The organism is Aporhodopirellula sallentina SM41, assembly GCF_000346505.1.
GTDB classification, from domain to species: domain Bacteria; phylum Planctomycetota; class Planctomycetia; order Pirellulales; family Pirellulaceae; genus Rhodopirellula; species Rhodopirellula sallentina.
Genome location: NZ_ANOH01000117.1, coordinates 71,573 through 89,873, shown reverse-complemented (window position 1 = coordinate 89,873; position 18,301 = coordinate 71,573). Strand labels below are relative to the sequence as shown.

Genomic DNA, 18,301 nt, shown 5'->3' with positions numbered 1-18,301 from the left:
ATCCCACCGACAGCCGTGCCTTGGTTGCGTGACCGAATCGCGCAGGAGTTCCCATCAGGTGACTCACGAATCAACCACGAACTGATCCGTTTGGCGGCCTATCTGCAAGCCGAGTCGATGATTCCGCGTGCAATGGAATACATTGAATCGGACGCTCCCAAACTCGATCGAGTCCTGACGGCCATGTGCCTGCAACGAATCGATCGCGATTGGACCGCGCAAGAACGCTTCGCAATGCTAAAGATGTATGAACGCATCGCAAGCGAAGACTCCGAAGGCTCACTGCCGATGTACATGGTCGCGGTTACACGTGACTTCGCACGCCACCTGTCCGAGGACGACATTCAAGCAATCTTGGATGAAGGGGGACGTTGGCGTAACGCAGCACTCGGTGCCATCTTCCGACTCAAACGTCCAATCGACGAAGCGACAGCAGAGAAACTGCGTCGCCTGGACGATGAATTGGTTGCCGAACCGACGATCGATGACGTCCACCGTCGTTTGCGAACGGGCATCATCGCGATGCTGTCGACCGCCTCGGATGAAGCGTCCGCCGACCACCTTCGCAAGATCTGGCGTACCGAGCCGCAGCGTCGTGCCGTTGTCGCACTCGCGTTAGCACAAAAACCAGACGGGGATAATTGGGACTACCTTGTCCGCAGCCTGAACATCCTCGATGGCCCTTCGGCCGAGGAAGTCGTTTCGAAACTGCGAACAGTTCCGATTGCCACCGACGACCCGATGGCACTCCGCGCCCTCATCCTGATGGGATTGCGTCAAGAAAAGGATCACGGATCGTTTGAGAACATCGAAAAACTGCTCGAACACTGGACCGGGATGACACGCCCCAAGGGTGCAGCCCGATCGATGGCTCTCTGGCAACGATGGTATTCAAAAACCTTCCCCGATCGTCCGGCGGCCGAACTGCCTCGCGAGGATGAATCCAAATGGGATCTGGAACAATTGTTGACCTTCCTCGATTCTCCTGAGGGAGAGGCAGGCGACCTCCATACCGGATTGGCGCTGTATCAAAGTGCTCAGTGTGCGAGTTGCCACCGTCACCAAGGCGCCGGTGTTTCCGTCGGCCCCGACCTGACCAACATGGCCAAACGGTTCACCCGACGTGAAATCCTCGAGTCGATTCTTCACCCGTCACACGTGGTCAGCAACCAGTACGCGAGCAAGAAAGTGCTCACGATCTCTGGCAAGGTCTACGTGGGAATGGTGAGTTCGGTGGGTGACGAATTGCACATTCGCGATTCCCGAAACGAAATCACCGTGATCGCGGAAGACGAAGTCGATTCGATTCAGCCGAGCGGAATGAGCATCATGCCGAGCGGTCTGATCGATGAACTCACCCTCACCGAGGTGCGTGATCTGATGGCTTACCTCGGACTCGTTCGTCCGATCGAAATCGCATCGCGACCATAGAACGACCTTTCAATCGCACGACCGCAATCAGTGCGGTCGGCGATGACGACTACGAGCGTGAGACCGCCCTCCATGCTCGCACGTCGTTTGGGCCACAAAACTGCACGAGGATCGCTCCTCGTGCGGCGAAACGATCGAACACGGCCTCATGGAATTCGTCTTCGCCCGGCCATGGGTAGCTGTACACGACTGAAAAATCGTCGAGCTCTAAACCCAGTACCTCGTAGGCGTTTTCGCCCGCGTGCCCCAAACTCGGCAACGTCGGATCATCCGCGAGTTCTTCCGCACCGGCGGGCAGGAAATTCCCAAGCACCAATTCCGGCCCCAGTTCTTTGTTCGGGCGTATCTCTTTGTTCGGACGCAACTCGCTGCCTGGTTCGGCCACGGTCATCGCAGACTTGCCCGATTGATCTGTTCCACTGGCCACCGGCGACTGCAGCGTTTGACTCCAATCGGACACGGTCTTGCGTCCGTGACGGAGCAATATCGGCTCCGATTCCACCCCCACGCAGTCCCAACCGAGGTAATCGGCGAGAACCGTCACCGCGGCGAAACCACAGCCCCACTCGAGAAAGCGATTTCCGATCATCATCTGTGTTTGCCGGATCCACTCGAGAGTCTGAAAGACCAGTTCGTAGTCAGCCGCGACAAACTGTTCGATCTGCGGCACGTCCCAGCGATCCTGAAAGGCTTCGATTCGACACCTCAGGTCGTGAACCATTGAGTGCACCGGGGTGGGGATCTTCCGAGAGTCGATGTCACGCGGCAGCGTGATCGGTTCCAACATGAGGTTCTTTCGTGAGCGAGACAGGTAAAACTAGGACGCCCGCAAAATCGACGTCGCGCGATCACGACATGACTGTTGGTAGCTGACGCCGAACAGGTTCAGGTGGTTGAGTAAGTGATACAGAACATAGACTTCAACACGCCGTTTCCAACCATCGGGCATGCTCCATCTTGATTGATAGGCTTCATAAAACGGGCGAGAACAACCTCCAAAGAGTTCGACCATACCGAACTCAGCTTCTCGACATCCGCGGTACACCGCCGGATCAATCCAGACAGGGGCCCCCGACGGATCCGACCAAAAGTTGCCACTCCATAGGTCTCCGTGCAGAAGCGACGTACGATTCTCACGACCGCTCAACAACGATTCCATGTTGCGGATGATGTCTTTCAAATAACTTTTCAATCGGGGATCGAGCAGATCACGATCCGCCGCCATCCGTACCTGCGGTTCGATCCTTCGCTGCACAACAAAGTCTGGCCATGTGCCCGAGCCTTTATCCCATTGGTTTCTTTGCGGGCTCGCACCGAGATAGTTGTCGGTGATCCATCCGATCTCGCTTCCCTCGGTCGAGCGATGATGTTCCGCGAGCGCATCACCGAAACGTCTATATTCCACCCCGCCTCTCGCACGCTCAATCGCTTCGAGCAGAAGGTGTGATCGACCGCTCGCCTCTCCGACACCGAGGACACGTGGCGTTCGCAGCGAGTCGGTCTTGGCGAGGCTCCGCAGCCCATCTGCTTCACAGCGAAAATTGTCGAGAAAGTCCGCTGAATTCGACTTCCAGAATATAGTCCGGCGATTCGGTTCCGCATCGGAACACTCGATCGTCACCCGCTCCGCCTGACTGATGCACCCTCCTCCCACCGACCGTCTCTCGACAAATTCCCACCCTGCCAATTCGGGGGCCAACTCAGCGAGAACGTTTTCCGAACACATACAGAAACGACAGTCACACGGAGGAAAGGGATCGATACAATGGAGCAAGCTTGCACCGCGGCAAGATAGCGTGACGCAGTCGGTTCGACCACCAACGTCCGTCCAAACCGCGTGGCGACGTGTCCCCCAATCACCACTCTTCTACCAAACCTATTTTCTTAGATACGGCGATGCTTCCTCATTCGGCACCCCATCGATTCATTGCAGGAATTTTGGCGTTGGTTTTCGCTGCGGCGGTGACAACAGTTGAGATTCAACCTGCAAACGCAGACACGAGTCGTCCGAGCGTCGTGTTGCCCGAGTTCGAACTGAAAGATCCGCGCGGCCTTTCACTAACCAATAACGATGTCCGAGAGGACGGCAACTGTCTCGTCGTTGCGTTTCTCGGGACAGAATGCCCGCTGGCCAAACTCTACGCCCAAACGCTGACGGATCTGCACGACGAATTCCACCCTCGGCAGGTCTCGTTTGTCGCAGTCATGAGCAACCGACAAGACTCGCTAGAGGAGATCGCCGCCTTTGAACGCCGCAGCGGACTGCCGTTTTCAATCGGCAAGGACCTGCGAAATCGGTTGGCCGATACATTGGATGCGCAGCGGACGCCTGAAGTATTTCTGTTCGACCAAAACGGCGAACTGCGATACCGAGGACGGGTTGACGACCAGTATGGGATCGGCACGATTCTCGACCGTCCACGGCGCAGCGATTTGCGAGAAGCAATCGTGGAAGTACTCGCAGGCAAAAAGGTTTCTGTCCCCCATACCGACGCGGTCGGCTGCATCATCGGACGACGCAAATCCGCGAGTCAGGAAGAACTTCATTCCGCTGACGAGGATGCCAAAGAATCAGATGTTGTCACCTATCATCAACACATCAATCCAATCCTGCAGACTCACTGCGTTGAATGCCACCGCGAAGGAGAGATCGGACCGTTTGCGTTGGACGCATACGATGAAGTCGCCGGGTGGGCAGACATGATTGTCGAAGTCACGCAAGAGAAACGAATGCCACCCTGGCACGCTGGGCCTCGTTCCACGGCCAAGTTTCGAAACGAGAGAACGCTTTCCAAGCAGGAACTCGACCTGCTAGCTCGTTGGGCAGATACCGGCACCCGCGAAGGCCAACCTACGACGCTGACAAGCAGGGACAAACCGTCGACAGCCGAGCACTTTGGCGTCCGGGATGAGAACGGGCGATACTGGCAACTGCCTCGGCAACCGGATCACGTTTTTAAGATCACACCAAAACCAGTATCAATCCCGGCGACCGGCGAAGTGAAATACCGGTACTACCGCGTCGACCCTGGCTTTAAGAAAGACGTATGGGCATCGGCGATGCAACTCCGCCCGGGCAACCGGAGCGTGGTGCATCACATTTTGGTATTCGCCCGCGAACCGGGGTCATCCCAACGACTGCATGCTCAACGTGGTTTTCTCGACGGATATGTTCCCGGCTACCGGGCCATCCCTTTGGCACCTGGATATGCCAAACGAATCCCCGCATGCAGCGAACTCATTTTCCAAGTCCACTACACGCCGACCGGGGCACCCCAGGAAGACCTCAGCGAGTTTGCGATCGTCGAAGCGGAGGAATCTGAAATCAGTCACGAAATTCGAACCGACAGCATCGTGCAAACGCGGTTTCAGATTCCCCCCGGCGATTCGAACCATGAAGTAACAGCGAGAGGTCCGGTGTTCCCTCCCAACTCGCAGTTGCTCGCGCTGATGCCTCACATGCATGTTCGAGGGAAATCATTCGAGTATGAAATGCACACCACACGATCCTGGTGGTCGTCTCAAAAGAACTCGAAGGTGTTGTTGGATGTTCCCCAGTACGACTTCAATTGGCAGACGTCGTACATCCTCGACAAACCGATGCCGCTGCCCGAAGGCGGTCGCTTTGTCGGACGGGCCACCTACGACAACAGCGAAAAAAACCTAAGCAATCCCGACCCGACCGCCACCGTACGATGGGGCGATCAAACCTGGGAAGAAATGATGATCGGCTACTATCACTACGCGGTTCCTCGTTCGAACGATTGAACTCGCTGAAAGTCGATTGCGTTAGATCGACAACTCGGCAAGAGCGTCGTTATCGCCTGAGACATCGTTACCGCTGACATCAACATCGAGGATGTCAGCGATGGATCGCAAAGCGTGGTGGATCGGTTGCGGGTGACTCTCTGACTTCACGAAGCCGGCCTGATCGACCAATGTTTCCGCGGCCGGGTGCATCCTCTCGGGAATCAGATCGTCTCTGTCGTTTCCTTCGAACTGATACGTTGCCAGATACTGGTCGATCGCTTCGGTAGTTCTCTGCGTGGCCTCCGCCTGTCCCAACGAATTTGCAACCACGCTGGCCCCGCCGATGACGGGACCAATCGGCAGCGCCGACGATGTATAGCCTGCCGCCGCATAAGCCACTGTGATGGCCGCGTTTGCGATTCCGATCGAATCCGATCCGGATGCTTGTTCGCGAGTCCCCGACACGATCAGGTTGCGAAGCTGCACACCGGTAAGCTGCGTGTTGGCGGATAAGGCTAACGCAGCCAGGCCGGCGACATGTGGGCTCGCCATGCTAGTCCCTGAAAGAGTCGCGTAGCGCCCGCCGAGGTAGGTGCTAAAAACGCCAACGCCGGGAGCGTCGACTTGGACCGCTCCGCTATCGCCCACACGGTTGCTGAAACTAGCCAGTGCTGAGTTCGACGACGAAGCACCCACGGAAATGACACTCGAATTCGACGAACTGAACCTCGCCGGATACCCCGGCAAAGACGCAGCCTCGTTTCCTGCAGCGGCAACCACGAGCGATCCGAGCGAACTCGCGTACTCAATGGCCGCATCGATCGAACGACTATAGTTGCCTCCGAGACTAAGATTAATAATATCTGCCCCCATTTGTGCGGCGTAGCGAATACCGGCCGCCACATCATTCGAACTGCCCGATCCATCCGCCCCCAGAACACGGACCGGCAAGATCGTCGCGTCGGGTGCGATTCCAGTCGCGCCGTACCCGTTCGCCGCGGCTGCAATCGTACCGGCGACGTGGGTTCCATGGCCTCGAAGATCATCCGGGTTGTTGTCCCCATCGGCAAAGTCGTAACCGTGAAGGTCATCCACGAATCCGTTCTGATCGTCATCGAGACCGTTGCCTGGGATTTCCCCAGGATTGACGAACAGGTTTTGCATGAGGTCGGGGTGATCGAGATCCACTCCGGTATCAACGACCGCGACAACAACCTGCTGCCCCGTATAGCCGGCCGCCCAAGATTCGGGTGCCCCGACGGCATTGACGTTCCATTCGCGATCCGAACCGTAGTAAGCAACGTCAGGAAGCGGTGACACAACCGGAACACCACCTGCGTTGTCCTCATCGCCGTCCTCCGGAGATGGCCCAATACGGTCGAACTCCGGTTGCAGATCTGCGGAAACGGTGAGGGTGTAATGTGTGGTCAACAACGATGTGGACGTCACCGCAATCCAGTACTCACCCGCCTCTAAAGTCACCGCGACGGTATCATCTGCTAGACCTGTTTCGATCGAGTAGTCGATCAGGCTGCCACTCGCGTCGGTGAGGTACACGTTGGCATTTCGAGTCAGATCAGAAAGCTCGACCTCGACGTCGCCAGGTCGATCGAGCGAGAAACGTACGACGTCACTTTGATCGTACCAACCGAGACGTCCACGAAAGGACCGCACCCCATCCATCGCCCCGATGTCGGCTGCGGTATCGAGCGTCGAGCCGGCATCGGACGTCGGAGCAAAATTGACGTTTGTGGAGAATTCCCCGGTAGCCGATGTGGACACCTCCACGACGTCACCGGCTGGCTCGTTCCCCACCGCGATCGCGGCGAGTAACCGTCGCGGCTCAAGAGCTTCCATACCGAATGTTCTGATTCTCTGTCGCCGACGAGAGTTGCGATGCATCGCACGTCATCCTTTCCGTGTATGTAAGCCGAGTCGACGTTGGCCGAGTCCCTGTGGAAGTCCTCGTCCGATCGTCTTTCTCGATTGGGTCAGCCTCCATGAACCCGCAGAGGCTTCAAGTTTCTCCTGCGGAGATTTTAGCCTTGGCGTTCCATGAGGGAAGCCAAACGTTCGTTAGCGCGTTCGCTCGCGATCAATTGCTAGCTTTCCACACCCCCACCATCACACCGGATTGCGGGGCACCAATTCGGGGCATCATTCAAAATCCGATTCGGTCGGCGATCGATTTGGCGGGAAAAGATGCTTGATCGAGCGATCGAGCAAAGCTCTTGCCCGTATCAATTACGGAGCAACTGCCCGAAAACGCATTGAGGATCGAGTGGCGTCGCAATGACGTTTTAGTGGCAAGCCCTACCGGCAAAACGGCGCGGGGCTGTTTTATCGTTGTCAGGTCGACGATACTGCCTCTGTTGTTCTTTCGTTCTTGTTTTGCTTTCAATCATCGTGCGGTCGATTTAGCGTTTATGTGTGGTATCACGGGTTCGGTTTGGCTGCGAGATGATCAGCGGGTTGATGATTCGCTGATCGGCAAAATGACGGAGATTATCTCGCACCGCGGGCCTGACGACTCTCAAATCTGGACTGCCCCCGATCATCGAGACGCGAGCGGAAATCCGATGGGCGTCGCCTTGGGATTTCGGCGTCTGTCGATCATTGACGTCGAAGGTGCCCGGCAACCGCTGAGTAACGAAGACGGCCGAGTGAAGTTGATCTTCAATGGCGAGATCTACAACTATTTCGACCTCCGCAGGCGACTCGAAGGAGCGGGACACCGATTCGCAACGCAGGGTGACGGCGAATCGATTTTGCACCTTTATGAGGACATCGGGACCGACTGTTTCTCTCACCTGAACGGAATGTTTGGGCTCGCAATTTGGGATGCCCGTAAGAATCGTTTGGTCCTCGGCAGAGATCGAATCGGTCAAAAACCGCTCTACTATTCCTTCAAGAACGGCCGACTGGTTTTCGGCAGCGAGCTGAAATCCTTGTCGCTCGTGCCGGGGGTCTGCGAGGAGATCGATCCGGCTGCCATCGATGACTTTTTGACCTACCAATACATCCCGCACCCAGGCACCATTTGGAAAGGCGTTCATAAGTTATCTCCCGGGCATTTTGCGGTATTGGATCAGGATGGTTTTCGTGTCCAACGCTACTGGGACTACGATCCTTCCCTCGAAAGCAACATCAGCCATCAGGATGCCGTCGATCAACTACGCGCACTGCTGAGTGATTCGGTGCGACTGCGAATGCGGAGTGACGTGCCGCTGGGTTCGTTCCTTTCGGGCGGCATCGACTCGTCATTGATCACGGCGATGGCGGGTGACCACACCGACAAACCGCTCAAGACGTTTAGTATCGGATTCCCGATCGCGGATTTCGACGAAACAACATACGCCGCACAGGTCGCTGAGCATTTAAAAACGGATCACACACGATTTGAGGTGACTCCGGATGCGATCGGTATCCTAGAAAAACTGGTCTGGCACTATGACGAACCGTTCGGTGACTCCTCGGCGGTCCCGACGTGGTATCTATCGGAACTGACACGGCAAAGCGTCACGGTGGCATTGTCGGGTGACGGCGGCGATGAATTGTTTGCCGGCTACGAGCGTTACCGTGCGTTATGGCTCAGCCAGAAAATCCAACGCCTGTTCCCCATTCACGCCTTACCCGGGATCGGCCTCATTCAAAAGTTGCCCGACTCCAACCGCAGACGAAGCATAGTCCGTCGTGGGAAACGTTTTTTGGAAGCGATCGGCCAACCGGCGGTACGGCGCTATTTGAATTGGCTACAGATTTTTCCTGAGTCGTTGCGGGCGTCGATGTATACCGATGATTTTGTCGCCGAACTGCCCGACGAGGATCCCCTCGCTTTCCTTGAATCGGCTTGGGATCGCAGCGAAGGGCGAGACCTGGTGACTCGAGCCTCCACGTCGGACGTGTTGACGTATTTGCCGTGTGATTTAATGACGAAAGTCGACATCGCTTCCATGGCACACGGGCTGGAAGTTCGACAACCGATGCTCGATTATCGCGTCGTCGAGTTTGCTGCCACGCTTCCGGTGCGTCACAAATTTCGTGGCCGGCGTGGCAAATTGTTGCTCCAGGATGCGTTTGGGGATCGGATCCCGCCGGGAATTTTCACACGTCCCAAAATGGGCTTTGGCATCCCGATTGGAAGTTGGTTTCGCAACGAGTTCCGACCGCTCGTTCACGACACGATGATGGCAAAAGATGCATCCATTCATCGCTTCTTCCGACCGCAAGCGATCGAGGAATTGGTCACCGCACACGAGAGTGGCGAGCAAAACCACGGCTACCGGCTTTGGAATCTTTTGATTCTCGAAACTTGGATGCGTGGTGCGGGGTTGTAACGGCCAACCTCGTATAACATTGACGACAACCTAGCGCCGAGAACGTGTCGCCCGATGGAAAGATACGCGCCGAGCCACTAGCATGTGGTAGTGTCAGCACACGCTCGACCGCTTCTCCTTTTCTTACTGCCTCGCTTTTAGAAGTTTTTCATGGTCCAGCGCAGCGCATTCGAGACCTGCCAATTGCTCCGTGACAACATTGCGAAAGTTGTCCTGGGAAAAGACGAGTTGATCGACATGCTTATTCTCGCCGCGATGGCGGGTGAGCATGTCTTGCTCGAGGACGTGCCCGGGGTTGGCAAGACGTTGGCAGCAAAAGCATTAGCCCACAGTTTGGATGCGAAGTTTTCACGACTTCAGTTCACCCCCGACCTGCTCCCCAGTGATATTACCGGGAGCATGATTTATCGCGCAGCAACCGGTGAATTTGAGTTCTCGAAAGGGCCCATTTTTGCCAACGTCGTGTTGGCGGACGAAATCAACCGCGCCCCACCTCGGACGCAATCCGCATTGCTCGAAGCGATGAGCGAAGGCCAGGTCACCGTTGACGGTGTCACCCATAACCTTCCCAAACCCTTTATGGTGATCGCAACGCAAAACCCGTTCGAGTACGAGGGAACCTACGCGTTGCCCGAGAGCCAATTGGACCGGTTCCTGCTACGCACCTCGATCGGCTACCCGGTTCGTGAAATCGAACGTTCGGTTCTGTCGACACACCAATCCGGCGAGCCGGTTAACGACCTCCAAAGTGTCATTTCCCCCGCGGAAATCCTCTCGGTTCAAGCTGAAGTCGGTCGGGTGCGTTTCGACGAATCGTTGACCGACTACCTGTTGGATATTGTCAACGCAACGCGCAACCACGAAGCGTTTCAGGTTGGCGTGAGCACCCGGGGTGCCCTGAGTTTCTACCGGGGCTGTCAATCGCTCGCGTTATTGAGAGGCCGGGACTATGTCGTCCCCGATGACCTCAAAACGCTGGCGGTTCCCGCGTTGGCGCACCGCGTCTTGCCGGAAGGGATCTTCCAGGGCGGAAGTCGCTCCGTCGTCGAACAACAGTTGGCTGATTTGATCGAACCGATCCCTGTGCCGGTATAATAGCAGGGCATCCACTCACACGGTTTCGCCTGCAACGAATTCACCTGCCAACGATATCACCTGCGGACGAGGCGGACAAAGTAAGTTCATCTATGGAAAGACGTAGCACCCGCCACCGACTCACGCGACTGGGCGTCCAGGTGATGTTGATCGGGATCTTTGGCATCCTAGGTGGCTCGCTCAACGGCCTGAATCTTCTAATCGTTGTCGCCGCCATCACGCTCGGCAGCGTGATCGTCCAGTGGCGGATCAGTCGCGCGATGATCACATCGCTGCGGATCGACCGTCGGATGCCCGCCGAGGCCTTCGCGGGCAAACCGATGCGGATCCGCTACCAGATCAACAACCAACACCGCTTCATGCCGCTATGGCTGATCAGCCTGGTCGACACGATGGAGAAAATGTTGGTCAGCAACACCGAGTTTGCTCCGGTGAGTAAACGGCCCACCCAAGTCCCCTTGGGCAGCGTCGAGGCCCTGACCGGCGTCGGCCTATTGATGCCCGGCCAAACCACCAGTGCGTATTTCGATTTGATCGCGCACCACCGAGGCAGATATCGTTTTGGCCGATGGAAAGCGTCCACGGTGGCCCCCCTGGCGCTGTCGACCGCCTTTCGAGAGTCGATCCGGGAAGAGGATTTCGTTGATGTGTACCCCCGCCTCTACCGCCTCAAACGGTCCTGGCAACGACTCCTTCCGAGCCGGATGGGCAACGTCTCGGCGACCGTTCATCGGCAAGGCCCTTCCAACGATGTGTTCTTCGGCCTGCGTGAGTACCGGCACGGCGACAGCCCACGGCATATCCACTGGCGGACGACGGCGAGACTCGGCGAACCGGCCGTCAGGCAGTTTGAACAACAAAAGCGTTTTGACCTTTGCCTGCTAGTCGACGCGTGGTCGCCCAACGCTCCCGCTCCTGGCGATAGCCGGGCCACCTCGAGCGGATCCACTCTGGGCAGCCGCATCAAAGCCCTTGGTCCCAAGACCGCGTCCTCCAAGAAGCAGGCAGAGTCTCAAGCCGCCACCGAATTCGCGGTCGATGAAGATGTCGAACGTGCCATCAGCTTGGCAGCAACTCTGTCAGTCGAATTGACTCACGGCAGTGAAAACCGATTGGTCCTTGTTGTCGCCGGCCAGGAAACCGGCGTCATCGCGACCGGTGCCTCTTTGGTCGGGCGAAAACGCATGCTGCAGGCGCTCGCACGGATGAACCCGTCTTCCCACGTCCCGATCGCCGATGCACTCTTGCAGGCATCCTCCGCAGCAACGCGACTGCCCGATTTGCTGGTCGTCAGTTCACGCTCTCAAAACCGCGCGGTTGCCTCCGATGCGGCCACCGCCAACTCCCTGCGACGCTGGCGAACACGCAGCCAGGTCACCTGGGTCGACGTCTCGGGTAAAGACGCGGGCCAATGGATCGACTCGGAAAACATTTAATACAGGCCAGAGACTATTGAAATGAGCGTCCCCGCGACATCAGCCGTCCAACCGGCCGACAAGAAACCGGCCCCTCCTCACGACGCTGGTGTTTGGCAGCAACCCGATACACCGCTTCGATTGCGGACGAAGTTCGCGTACGCCATCGTGACCGCCCTGGGCGGAATGTTGCTCGGGACGGCATCGGACACGCAGTCGCTCTCAGTCATCGTTGTGACGTTTGCAATCATCGGATTCATTTGCGTCGACTGGCAGAAACTGTTCGCCCTTCCGTCTTTGGTGGCGTACGCAGCGATGGCGCTAACGGCATTCGTTTGCGTGGCCGAGTTCGTCCAGGACGCGGACCAGTTGGGACGTAAAATGGTCGCGGTTGCGCAGCTTCTCGCCGTTGCCCAGGCGATCCTGATGCTGCAGGAAAAAACACACCGCCTCTTCGAACAACTGCTCGTTTTCGCGCTGCTGAACTGTGTCGTCGCCGCCGTCTTCAACGACGCCTTCAATTATGCGATTTGGTTCATACCGCTCGTCATCGCCGCCGGGTTCGCCTTGGCATTTCTCGCCGCCGATGAAACCACCACTCGTGCCGAGGAAGCCAGCAAGACAGCAAACTCGCCACCGCCCCCGGGCGGCCCTATGACGCGACTGTATGCGTTGAACAACCGCGCGGCCAAACGTGCCTTCGCCAAAGTCTCGCTGGGCCTTCCGTGGACGAGTATCTTCATCTTGCTGCCTGCAGTCACGGTGATGGCCGCGACGATCTTCTTCGCCTTGCCGCGTCGAATTGAGGCACAACGCGGTGCGTCGACCGAAGCACTCGTTGGCTTCAGTGGCACGGTCCGACTCGGCCAAATCGGCCGCATGCAGACGAGCACCGAACGGGCACTCCGCGTGAAGCTGACCGACCCGGACGAGAAACAACCCTACTCGGTCCTTGGCGGGATCTACCTCCGCGGACGAACCCTCGAAAAGTACATTGCCGATCGCGAGATCTCCGAAGGCGGCGGCACGTGGCAAACGGTTCCCGTTGGACTCCGCGGGCCTGTCCAGGCACTGCCCGTTCGCTACGTTCCGAAACGAAGCAGCGACCAGATGTTCTTCGACCGCGTCCATGCGGAAGTCCACTGCGAATCGATGCGTACCGCCGATCTGTTTGCGATCGCGCCGTATCACCGGATCATCGGCAGTGAATCGGTACGCAACCTGCCGTTCCAGTGGGTCATCACACGGAAGGACAAACAGGGCAGCTCGGACGGCTCGTCGACTTTTCCTCGAATGGAATACTTCTTTGGCACGCAGGCGTTCCGAGACGGGGTCCAGTCGGAATGGACCCACGACCTTTCGCTCGCGCCCGTCGACATGGTGGATGCCGATGGGGGACAAAGCATCTCGCAGGACGACAACCTCTCCTCAGATGACGACAGCTTTCTCATCGCCGAACAACTCGAGTATCTCGATGAACTACTCGAGTACTCCGAGCAGTTGATGCCTTCGGCGCGTGAGGTCGCCGAAGAAGTGCTCTCCAAGATTCCACCCCGCAAACGCACGCCGGTAGAAATCGCCAAAGCACTCGAGCGCCACCTGTCACTGAGCAGTCAGTATCAGTACACGCTGAACCTCGATTTTCCAACGATCATCGGGATGGACCCGATCGAACAGTTCCTCAGCATCGACCGTCGCGGACACTGCCAATACTTTGCATCCGCCCTAGCCATGATGCTCCGCAGCCAAGGGATCCCGGCTCGCCTGGTAGTTGGTTACCACTGCGACGAATTCAGCGACCTGGGCCAGTATTTCAACGTTCGACAAAGCCACGCACACGCTTGGGTGGAAGCGCTCATCGATGCGAAGGACATGCCCCTGGGGAAGAACGTTTACGGCCAGCCGAAGTCGCGGCGGTATTGGCTCCGACTCGACCCAACACCGGGCGGCGGCGGACCGATCGACCAAGAAGGAGGCGCGGGCACTCGGCAGATCGCCGACTTGGCACAGAACCTCTGGACCGACTACGTGATCGAGATGGACCCGAAGAAGCAGGAGTCCACGCTGCTATCCACTCCGGGGTTTGCCCCCATGACACAGTCCTACCGGAACTGGATCGAACGGACCAAAACATTCGCCCTCAAGATCAACTCAGGAGAGGTGCGCGGCATTGGGGGCGGCGAACTGTTTTCCACCAACGGTGCCATCATTGCCGTGTTCATTGCATTCGCCGCAGTCGTTTTCCTGAAGATACAATTCCCCAATATGTATGGTCGTCGACGACGTACCGCCGTGTCCAAGAAATCACCTCGCCCCTCACTGCCATTCTACGCCGAAGCACTCGAACTGATCGAGGAAGCCGGTTATGCTCGGTCGCCTGGGCAGACCCCCGCCGAGTTGACAGCCAGCCTGCCTGACGAAAACCTTCGAAACCCGCTCGCGGTGCTGACGCAATTCTTCTATCGGATGCGGTTCGGTGCGACCGGCACAACGGATTCCGCACCGACCGAGCGTACTCCTGACCTTGCGTCGAAGAAGAAGATCGACCAGGCACTCGAGATGATTCGGGGCACGCTCAAGCAGCAAGACAAAAAGTAAGCCCCCCAAACAGAACCACACACGCATGATCGTGACTATCGATGGCCCCGCCGGGGCTGGAAAAAGTAGTATCGCACGCGACGTAGCCATCGACCTCGGGTTTGCCTTCCTCGATACCGGGGCAATGTATCGTGCCATCACCTTCGGCGCGATGCAGGAGGGAATCGACCTCGCCGACGTCGAGTCGTTGGTCTCCTACGCCGCAAACGCCGAACTCTCCTGGGACGATGACAGGATTGACCTCAACGGAAACAACGTGTCGGAGGAAATCCGGACCCCCGCGGTCACCTCCAACATCCGATACGTCGCCGACCCGCCGGAAATCCGCGAATGCCTTACCATGCAACAACGACGGATCGCCAATGACCGCGACATCGTCACCGAGGGACGAGACCAGGGAACGGAGGTCTTCCCGGACGCGCAGTGCAAGATCTTCCTAACAGCCTCCCCTGAAGAACGCGCCCGACGACGGCATCGCCAATTGCAAGAATCAGGGAGAGAGACAACGTTTGAGGAAGTCCTAACCGCACAGAACCAACGCGATCTGGAGGACCGATTGCGGGAAGTCGGCCGACTAAGAGCCGCCCCTGACGCGATCGTGATCCAAACAGACGGCATGCTCGCTGATGCGGTAAAAAATGCAGTGCTCGACGCGGTCCGCAACTGCATGGTCAAAAGCAACTGACTCTCGCCGAACGAATCGCGCCAGCCCCCAATAGACGGTAGCGAAACTCGCCAAGAGTTTCGGTATGTCATGAAATCACCGAAAGTCTTGGCGACTTTCGCTACGGCCATCAACCCTCATTTTTGGCTGCAACAACCTACTGGCGATACCGCCATCTAGTTGCCGAACTGAAAGCCTTCGGCGTCTTCTTTCGGTGCCGGTTGGTAACCGTAAGGCTCCATGCTGCTGCCGGCACGACCTTGGCTCAAACTGCGAATCGCACTGCTGTAACCGAACATCTCTTTCAAAGGAGCGTGTGCGGTGATCACCGTCATCATGCCTCTGGTTTCGGTAGAAGCGATGATCGCGCGTCGCTGCTGAAGATCGCCGACGATCTCGCCCATGTAATCTTCCGGCGTGGTAACTTCGACTCGCATGATCGGTTCGAGCAACACCGGTCCGGCCTTCTCGAGTCCAGTTTCGAACGCGTCGCCGGCAGCGATTCGGAACGCCACTTCATCGCTACCCTCATCCTGCATTTCCGCGTCGTAGACCTCGAACCGAACGCCCGACAGCGGGAAACCGGCAATCATTCCACCGCCGCCTGCCCGTTCTCGCATCTCCTCGATCGCCGCGGTGCGAACCGCGTTGGGCAGCGGACAGTCAGGCGGCAAACGATCGAAGACAACCACCGGTGCGGACGGGTCTTCCGTCGCCATCACGCGGGTCTTCAACCGAGCAAACATCTGCGTCGCCCCGACAACACGGTTGCACTGACCGACCACGTCCGCAGTACCACCGATCGTTTCGCGATAGTTCACTCGCGGCTTGTAGAATTTCACGTTCAGGTTGAAATCACGCGTGAGCCGATGCTGGATCACCTCGAGGTGCAACTCACCCATTCCGCTGATGATCGTTTGACCGATCTCTTCGTTTTCGACAGCGCGGAAGGTCGGGTCCTGCCGACGGAGCATGTCGAGCGTCTCTTCGAGCTTCTTCCGATCCGCCGTGCTCTCCGGTTCAATCGCCATCGACAAAACGGTTTCGGCAAACTTGATGCTAGGCAGTTCGATCGGTGATTTCGAATCGCAAACAGTGTCGCCGGTGATGGCAAAACGCGGCCCGATCACGCAGCAGATATCGCCCGCACCGACCGAATCACTCTGCCCGTCACGGTCTTTCTTGGTCGCGTGAATCTGCCAAATCTGAGCCACATTCTCTTTCTTGTCCCTATTCGGACATAAGACACGCGAGTTCTGCTGCAACGTTCCGCTGTAGACGCGAATCCAATAGTTGTCCCCGGTCTTCGCCGGAAGGATCTTGAAGACCAAACCGCAGAACGGTTCGCTCGAATCCGGTTTTCGCGATTGCGGCTTATCTTCTTTCCCTGGAGTGATTCCCGTGACCGGCGGCCGATCGAGCGGGCTCGGCAGATAATTGCCGACTCCCGTCATCAACGGCTGCACGCCAATCCCATGCAACGCCGATCCACAGAAGACCGGCTGGATCGTTCGATCGAGACATCCCTTCCGCAACGCCGCTACGATCATCTCACGAGGAACCTCTTTCTCCTCGAGAGCGAGGGCCATCGCCTCTTCATCCAGCTCATAAACCACCTCGAGCATCTGCTCTCGCCAAAAAGTGGCATCATCCATCAACTCATCGGGAAGCGACGTCTCGGTAACTTCCTTCCCTTCGGTTTCCGGATCGAACTGAAGCAACTTCATATCGACCAAATCAATGACACCTCGGAACGGATCACTGACATGGGTCGGCCCCTGGCCAACCGGAATCTCAACAGCAACAGGACGCCCGCCTAAACGAGGCCCGATGTCGTTGAACACGTCATCGAAGCTCGCACCCTCGCGGTCCATCTTGTTAATGAAAACGATCCGCGGGACTTCGTAGCGATCCGCCTGCCGCCATACCGTTTCGCTCTGAGCCTCCACGCCTTCGCGAGCAGAGAACACAACCACGGCGCCGTCGAGCACACGCAAACAACGCTCGACCTCGGCGGTAAAATCAACGTGGCCTGGAGTGTCGAGCAGGTTAATGTTGTAGTCGCCCCAACTGTATTTCACACAGGCACTGAAAATCGTAATGCCACGGTCCTGTTCTTCGGGATCGTCGTCAGTATCCGTCGTTCCGTGATCCACCCGACCGACCCGGTGCTTCTCTCCGCTGAGGTACAACATCCGTTCGGTGACGGTCGTTTTACCGGCGTCGATGTGAGCAATGATGCCAATGTTGCGAAGCTTGGATATGTCGGAGGCCATGAGCGGGAAATCAGAAAGCAGGTTGTCGAGCGGTACGATGCGCCGATGACGGGGGCGCAAAAAAAATCGCGATCCGGAAGAAACCGAATCGCGAGCAATTGTGATGATTTTCGGCGTCGCCGGATAGCCGAGTCGGATCCGACGGAGCGAGTTCAGAGGGGATTGCCGTCGAAGGCAAACCCGCGACCTACCACGCGAAGTGAGCGAATGCCTTGTTAGCGTCCGCCATGCGGTGCGTGTTTTCACGACGGGTGTAAGCGGCACCTTCCTTCTTGAAACCGGCGAGCAATTCGTCGGCCAACTTCAGGTGCATCGGACGGCCCTTCTTCTCACGAACGGCACCGAGAATCCAGCGAATCGCAAGACTCTGCTGGCGAGCCTTGTTCACCTGCATTGGAACCTGATAACTCGCACCACCGACTCGCTTGCTACGCACTTCGATGTATGGCTTGATATTTTCCAAAGCCGCTTCGAACACTTCGAAAGGAGTTTCCTCGCCTTCGTGTCGCTTACCTATTTCCTCAAGTGCATCGTAGAAAACTCGTTGAGCGGTGGTCTTCTTGCCATCGAGCATGAGGCAGTTGATGAACTTGCTGGCGAGCAGTGACTGGTGCCGCGGATCGCCTTTGAGCTGTGAGCGACTGGAAGTGATTCGTCCCATGAAAGTACGTCGGTAAAGTTAGAAGGTTTGTGTGTGGTTGTGTGAGAAAGGGAGCGCCTCCGCCGAGGCATCCA

Annotated in this window: 12 protein-coding genes; 7 read left to right on the top strand and 5 right to left on the bottom strand. The window is 57.3% G+C overall.

From position 1 onward, the window contains the following. The coding region (locus RSSM_RS07490; protein ID WP_044301631.1) for a c-type cytochrome at positions 1-1,431 on the top strand (1,431 nt) is incomplete at its 5' end. A 49-nt stretch (positions 1,432-1,480) separates the two neighbouring features. On the opposite strand, the gene RSSM_RS07485 is transcribed toward RSSM_RS07490, so the two are convergent. Together RSSM_RS07485 and RSSM_RS07480 are read right to left on the bottom strand one after the other, a co-directional pair. Continuing rightward, the gene (locus RSSM_RS07485) at positions 1,481-2,218 is read right to left on the bottom strand and encodes a hypothetical protein (protein WP_008676221.1); all 738 of its coding nucleotides are present in this window, start codon (positions 2,216-2,218) and stop codon (positions 1,481-1,483) included. A gap of 30 nt (positions 2,219-2,248) precedes the next feature. Then, positions 2,249-3,157, bottom strand: a complete 909-nt coding sequence (locus RSSM_RS07480; RefSeq protein ID WP_008676218.1) for a fructosamine kinase family protein — start codon at positions 3,155-3,157, stop codon at positions 2,249-2,251. A 170-nt stretch (positions 3,158-3,327) separates the two neighbouring features. On the opposite strand from RSSM_RS07480, the gene RSSM_RS07475 reads away from it, so the two are divergent. Next, positions 3,328-5,199, top strand: a complete 1,872-nt coding sequence (locus tag RSSM_RS07475; RefSeq protein ID WP_008676216.1) for a redoxin domain-containing protein — start codon at positions 3,328-3,330, stop codon at positions 5,197-5,199. Positions 5,200-5,220: 21 nt separating this feature from the next. Here the strand turns inward: RSSM_RS07475 and RSSM_RS31555 are convergent, their stop codons facing one another. After that, positions 5,221-7,038: a S8 family serine peptidase gene (locus tag RSSM_RS31555; protein WP_008676213.1), complete on the bottom strand. Its 1,818-nt coding sequence runs from the start codon at positions 7,036-7,038 to the stop codon at positions 5,221-5,223. Between the two features lie 569 nt (positions 7,039-7,607). Here RSSM_RS31555 and asnB point away from each other — a divergent pair. From asnB to cmk, 5 genes are all read left to right on the top strand, one after another. Then, positions 7,608-9,518 carry an asparagine synthase (glutamine-hydrolyzing) gene (asnB, locus tag RSSM_RS07465; protein WP_044301605.1) on the top strand — a complete coding sequence of 637 codons (1,911 nt, stop codon included), beginning with the start codon at positions 7,608-7,610 and terminating at the stop codon, positions 9,516-9,518. A 150-nt stretch (positions 9,519-9,668) separates the two neighbouring features. Continuing rightward, positions 9,669-10,613, top strand: a complete 945-nt coding sequence (locus tag RSSM_RS07460; RefSeq protein ID WP_008676209.1) for an AAA family ATPase — start codon at positions 9,669-9,671, stop codon at positions 10,611-10,613. 143 nt (positions 10,614-10,756) lie between these two features. Next, the gene (locus RSSM_RS07455) at positions 10,757-12,049 is read left to right on the top strand and encodes a DUF58 domain-containing protein (RefSeq protein WP_008676208.1); all 1,293 of its coding nucleotides are present in this window, start codon (positions 10,757-10,759) and stop codon (positions 12,047-12,049) included. A 21-nt stretch (positions 12,050-12,070) separates the two neighbouring features. Next, positions 12,071-14,626 carry a transglutaminase TgpA family protein gene (locus RSSM_RS07450; protein WP_008676207.1) on the top strand — a complete coding sequence of 852 codons (2,556 nt, stop codon included), beginning with the start codon at positions 12,071-12,073 and terminating at the stop codon, positions 14,624-14,626. 25 nt (positions 14,627-14,651) lie between these two features. Next, positions 14,652-15,311: a (d)CMP kinase gene (gene cmk / locus RSSM_RS07445; RefSeq protein WP_008676206.1), complete on the top strand. Its 660-nt coding sequence runs from the start codon at positions 14,652-14,654 to the stop codon at positions 15,309-15,311. 155 nt (positions 15,312-15,466) lie between these two features. Here cmk and fusA read toward each other — a convergent pair whose 3' ends face one another. Both fusA and rpsG read right to left on the bottom strand, forming a co-directional pair. Next, positions 15,467-17,566 carry an elongation factor G gene (fusA, locus tag RSSM_RS07440; protein WP_008676205.1) on the bottom strand — a complete coding sequence of 700 codons (2,100 nt, stop codon included), beginning with the start codon at positions 17,564-17,566 and terminating at the stop codon, positions 15,467-15,469. 187 nt (positions 17,567-17,753) lie between these two features. Continuing rightward, positions 17,754-18,227, bottom strand: a complete 474-nt coding sequence (gene rpsG / locus RSSM_RS07435) for a 30S ribosomal protein S7 (protein WP_008676203.1) — start codon at positions 18,225-18,227, stop codon at positions 17,754-17,756. Positions 18,228-18,301: the final 74 nt, after the last annotated feature.

Bases quoted from the DNA above. Each gene is read 5' to 3' on its own strand.
- RSSM_RS07485 (WP_008676221.1), bottom strand. From the start codon at position 2,218: ATGTTGGAACCGATCACGCTGCCGCGTGACATCGACTCTCGGAAGATC.
- RSSM_RS07480 (WP_008676218.1), bottom strand. From the start codon at position 3,157: ATGTGTTCGGAAAACGTTCTCGCTGAGTTGGCCCCCGAATTGGCAGGG.
- RSSM_RS07475 (WP_008676216.1), top strand. From the start codon at position 3,328: ATGCTTCCTCATTCGGCACCCCATCGATTCATTGCAGGAATTTTGGCG.
- RSSM_RS31555 (WP_008676213.1), bottom strand. From the start codon at position 7,038: ATGGAAGCTCTTGAGCCGCGACGGTTACTCGCCGCGATCGCGGTGGGG.
- asnB (WP_044301605.1), top strand. From the start codon at position 7,608: ATGTGTGGTATCACGGGTTCGGTTTGGCTGCGAGATGATCAGCGGGTT.
- RSSM_RS07460 (WP_008676209.1), top strand. From the start codon at position 9,669: ATGGTCCAGCGCAGCGCATTCGAGACCTGCCAATTGCTCCGTGACAAC.
- RSSM_RS07455 (WP_008676208.1), top strand. From the start codon at position 10,757: ATGTTGATCGGGATCTTTGGCATCCTAGGTGGCTCGCTCAACGGCCTG.
- RSSM_RS07450 (WP_008676207.1), top strand. From the start codon at position 12,071: ATGAGCGTCCCCGCGACATCAGCCGTCCAACCGGCCGACAAGAAACCG.
- cmk (WP_008676206.1), top strand. From the start codon at position 14,652: ATGATCGTGACTATCGATGGCCCCGCCGGGGCTGGAAAAAGTAGTATC.
- fusA (WP_008676205.1), bottom strand. From the start codon at position 17,566: ATGGCCTCCGACATATCCAAGCTTCGCAACATTGGCATCATTGCTCAC.
- rpsG (WP_008676203.1), bottom strand. From the start codon at position 18,227: ATGGGACGAATCACTTCCAGTCGCTCACAGCTCAAAGGCGATCCGCGG.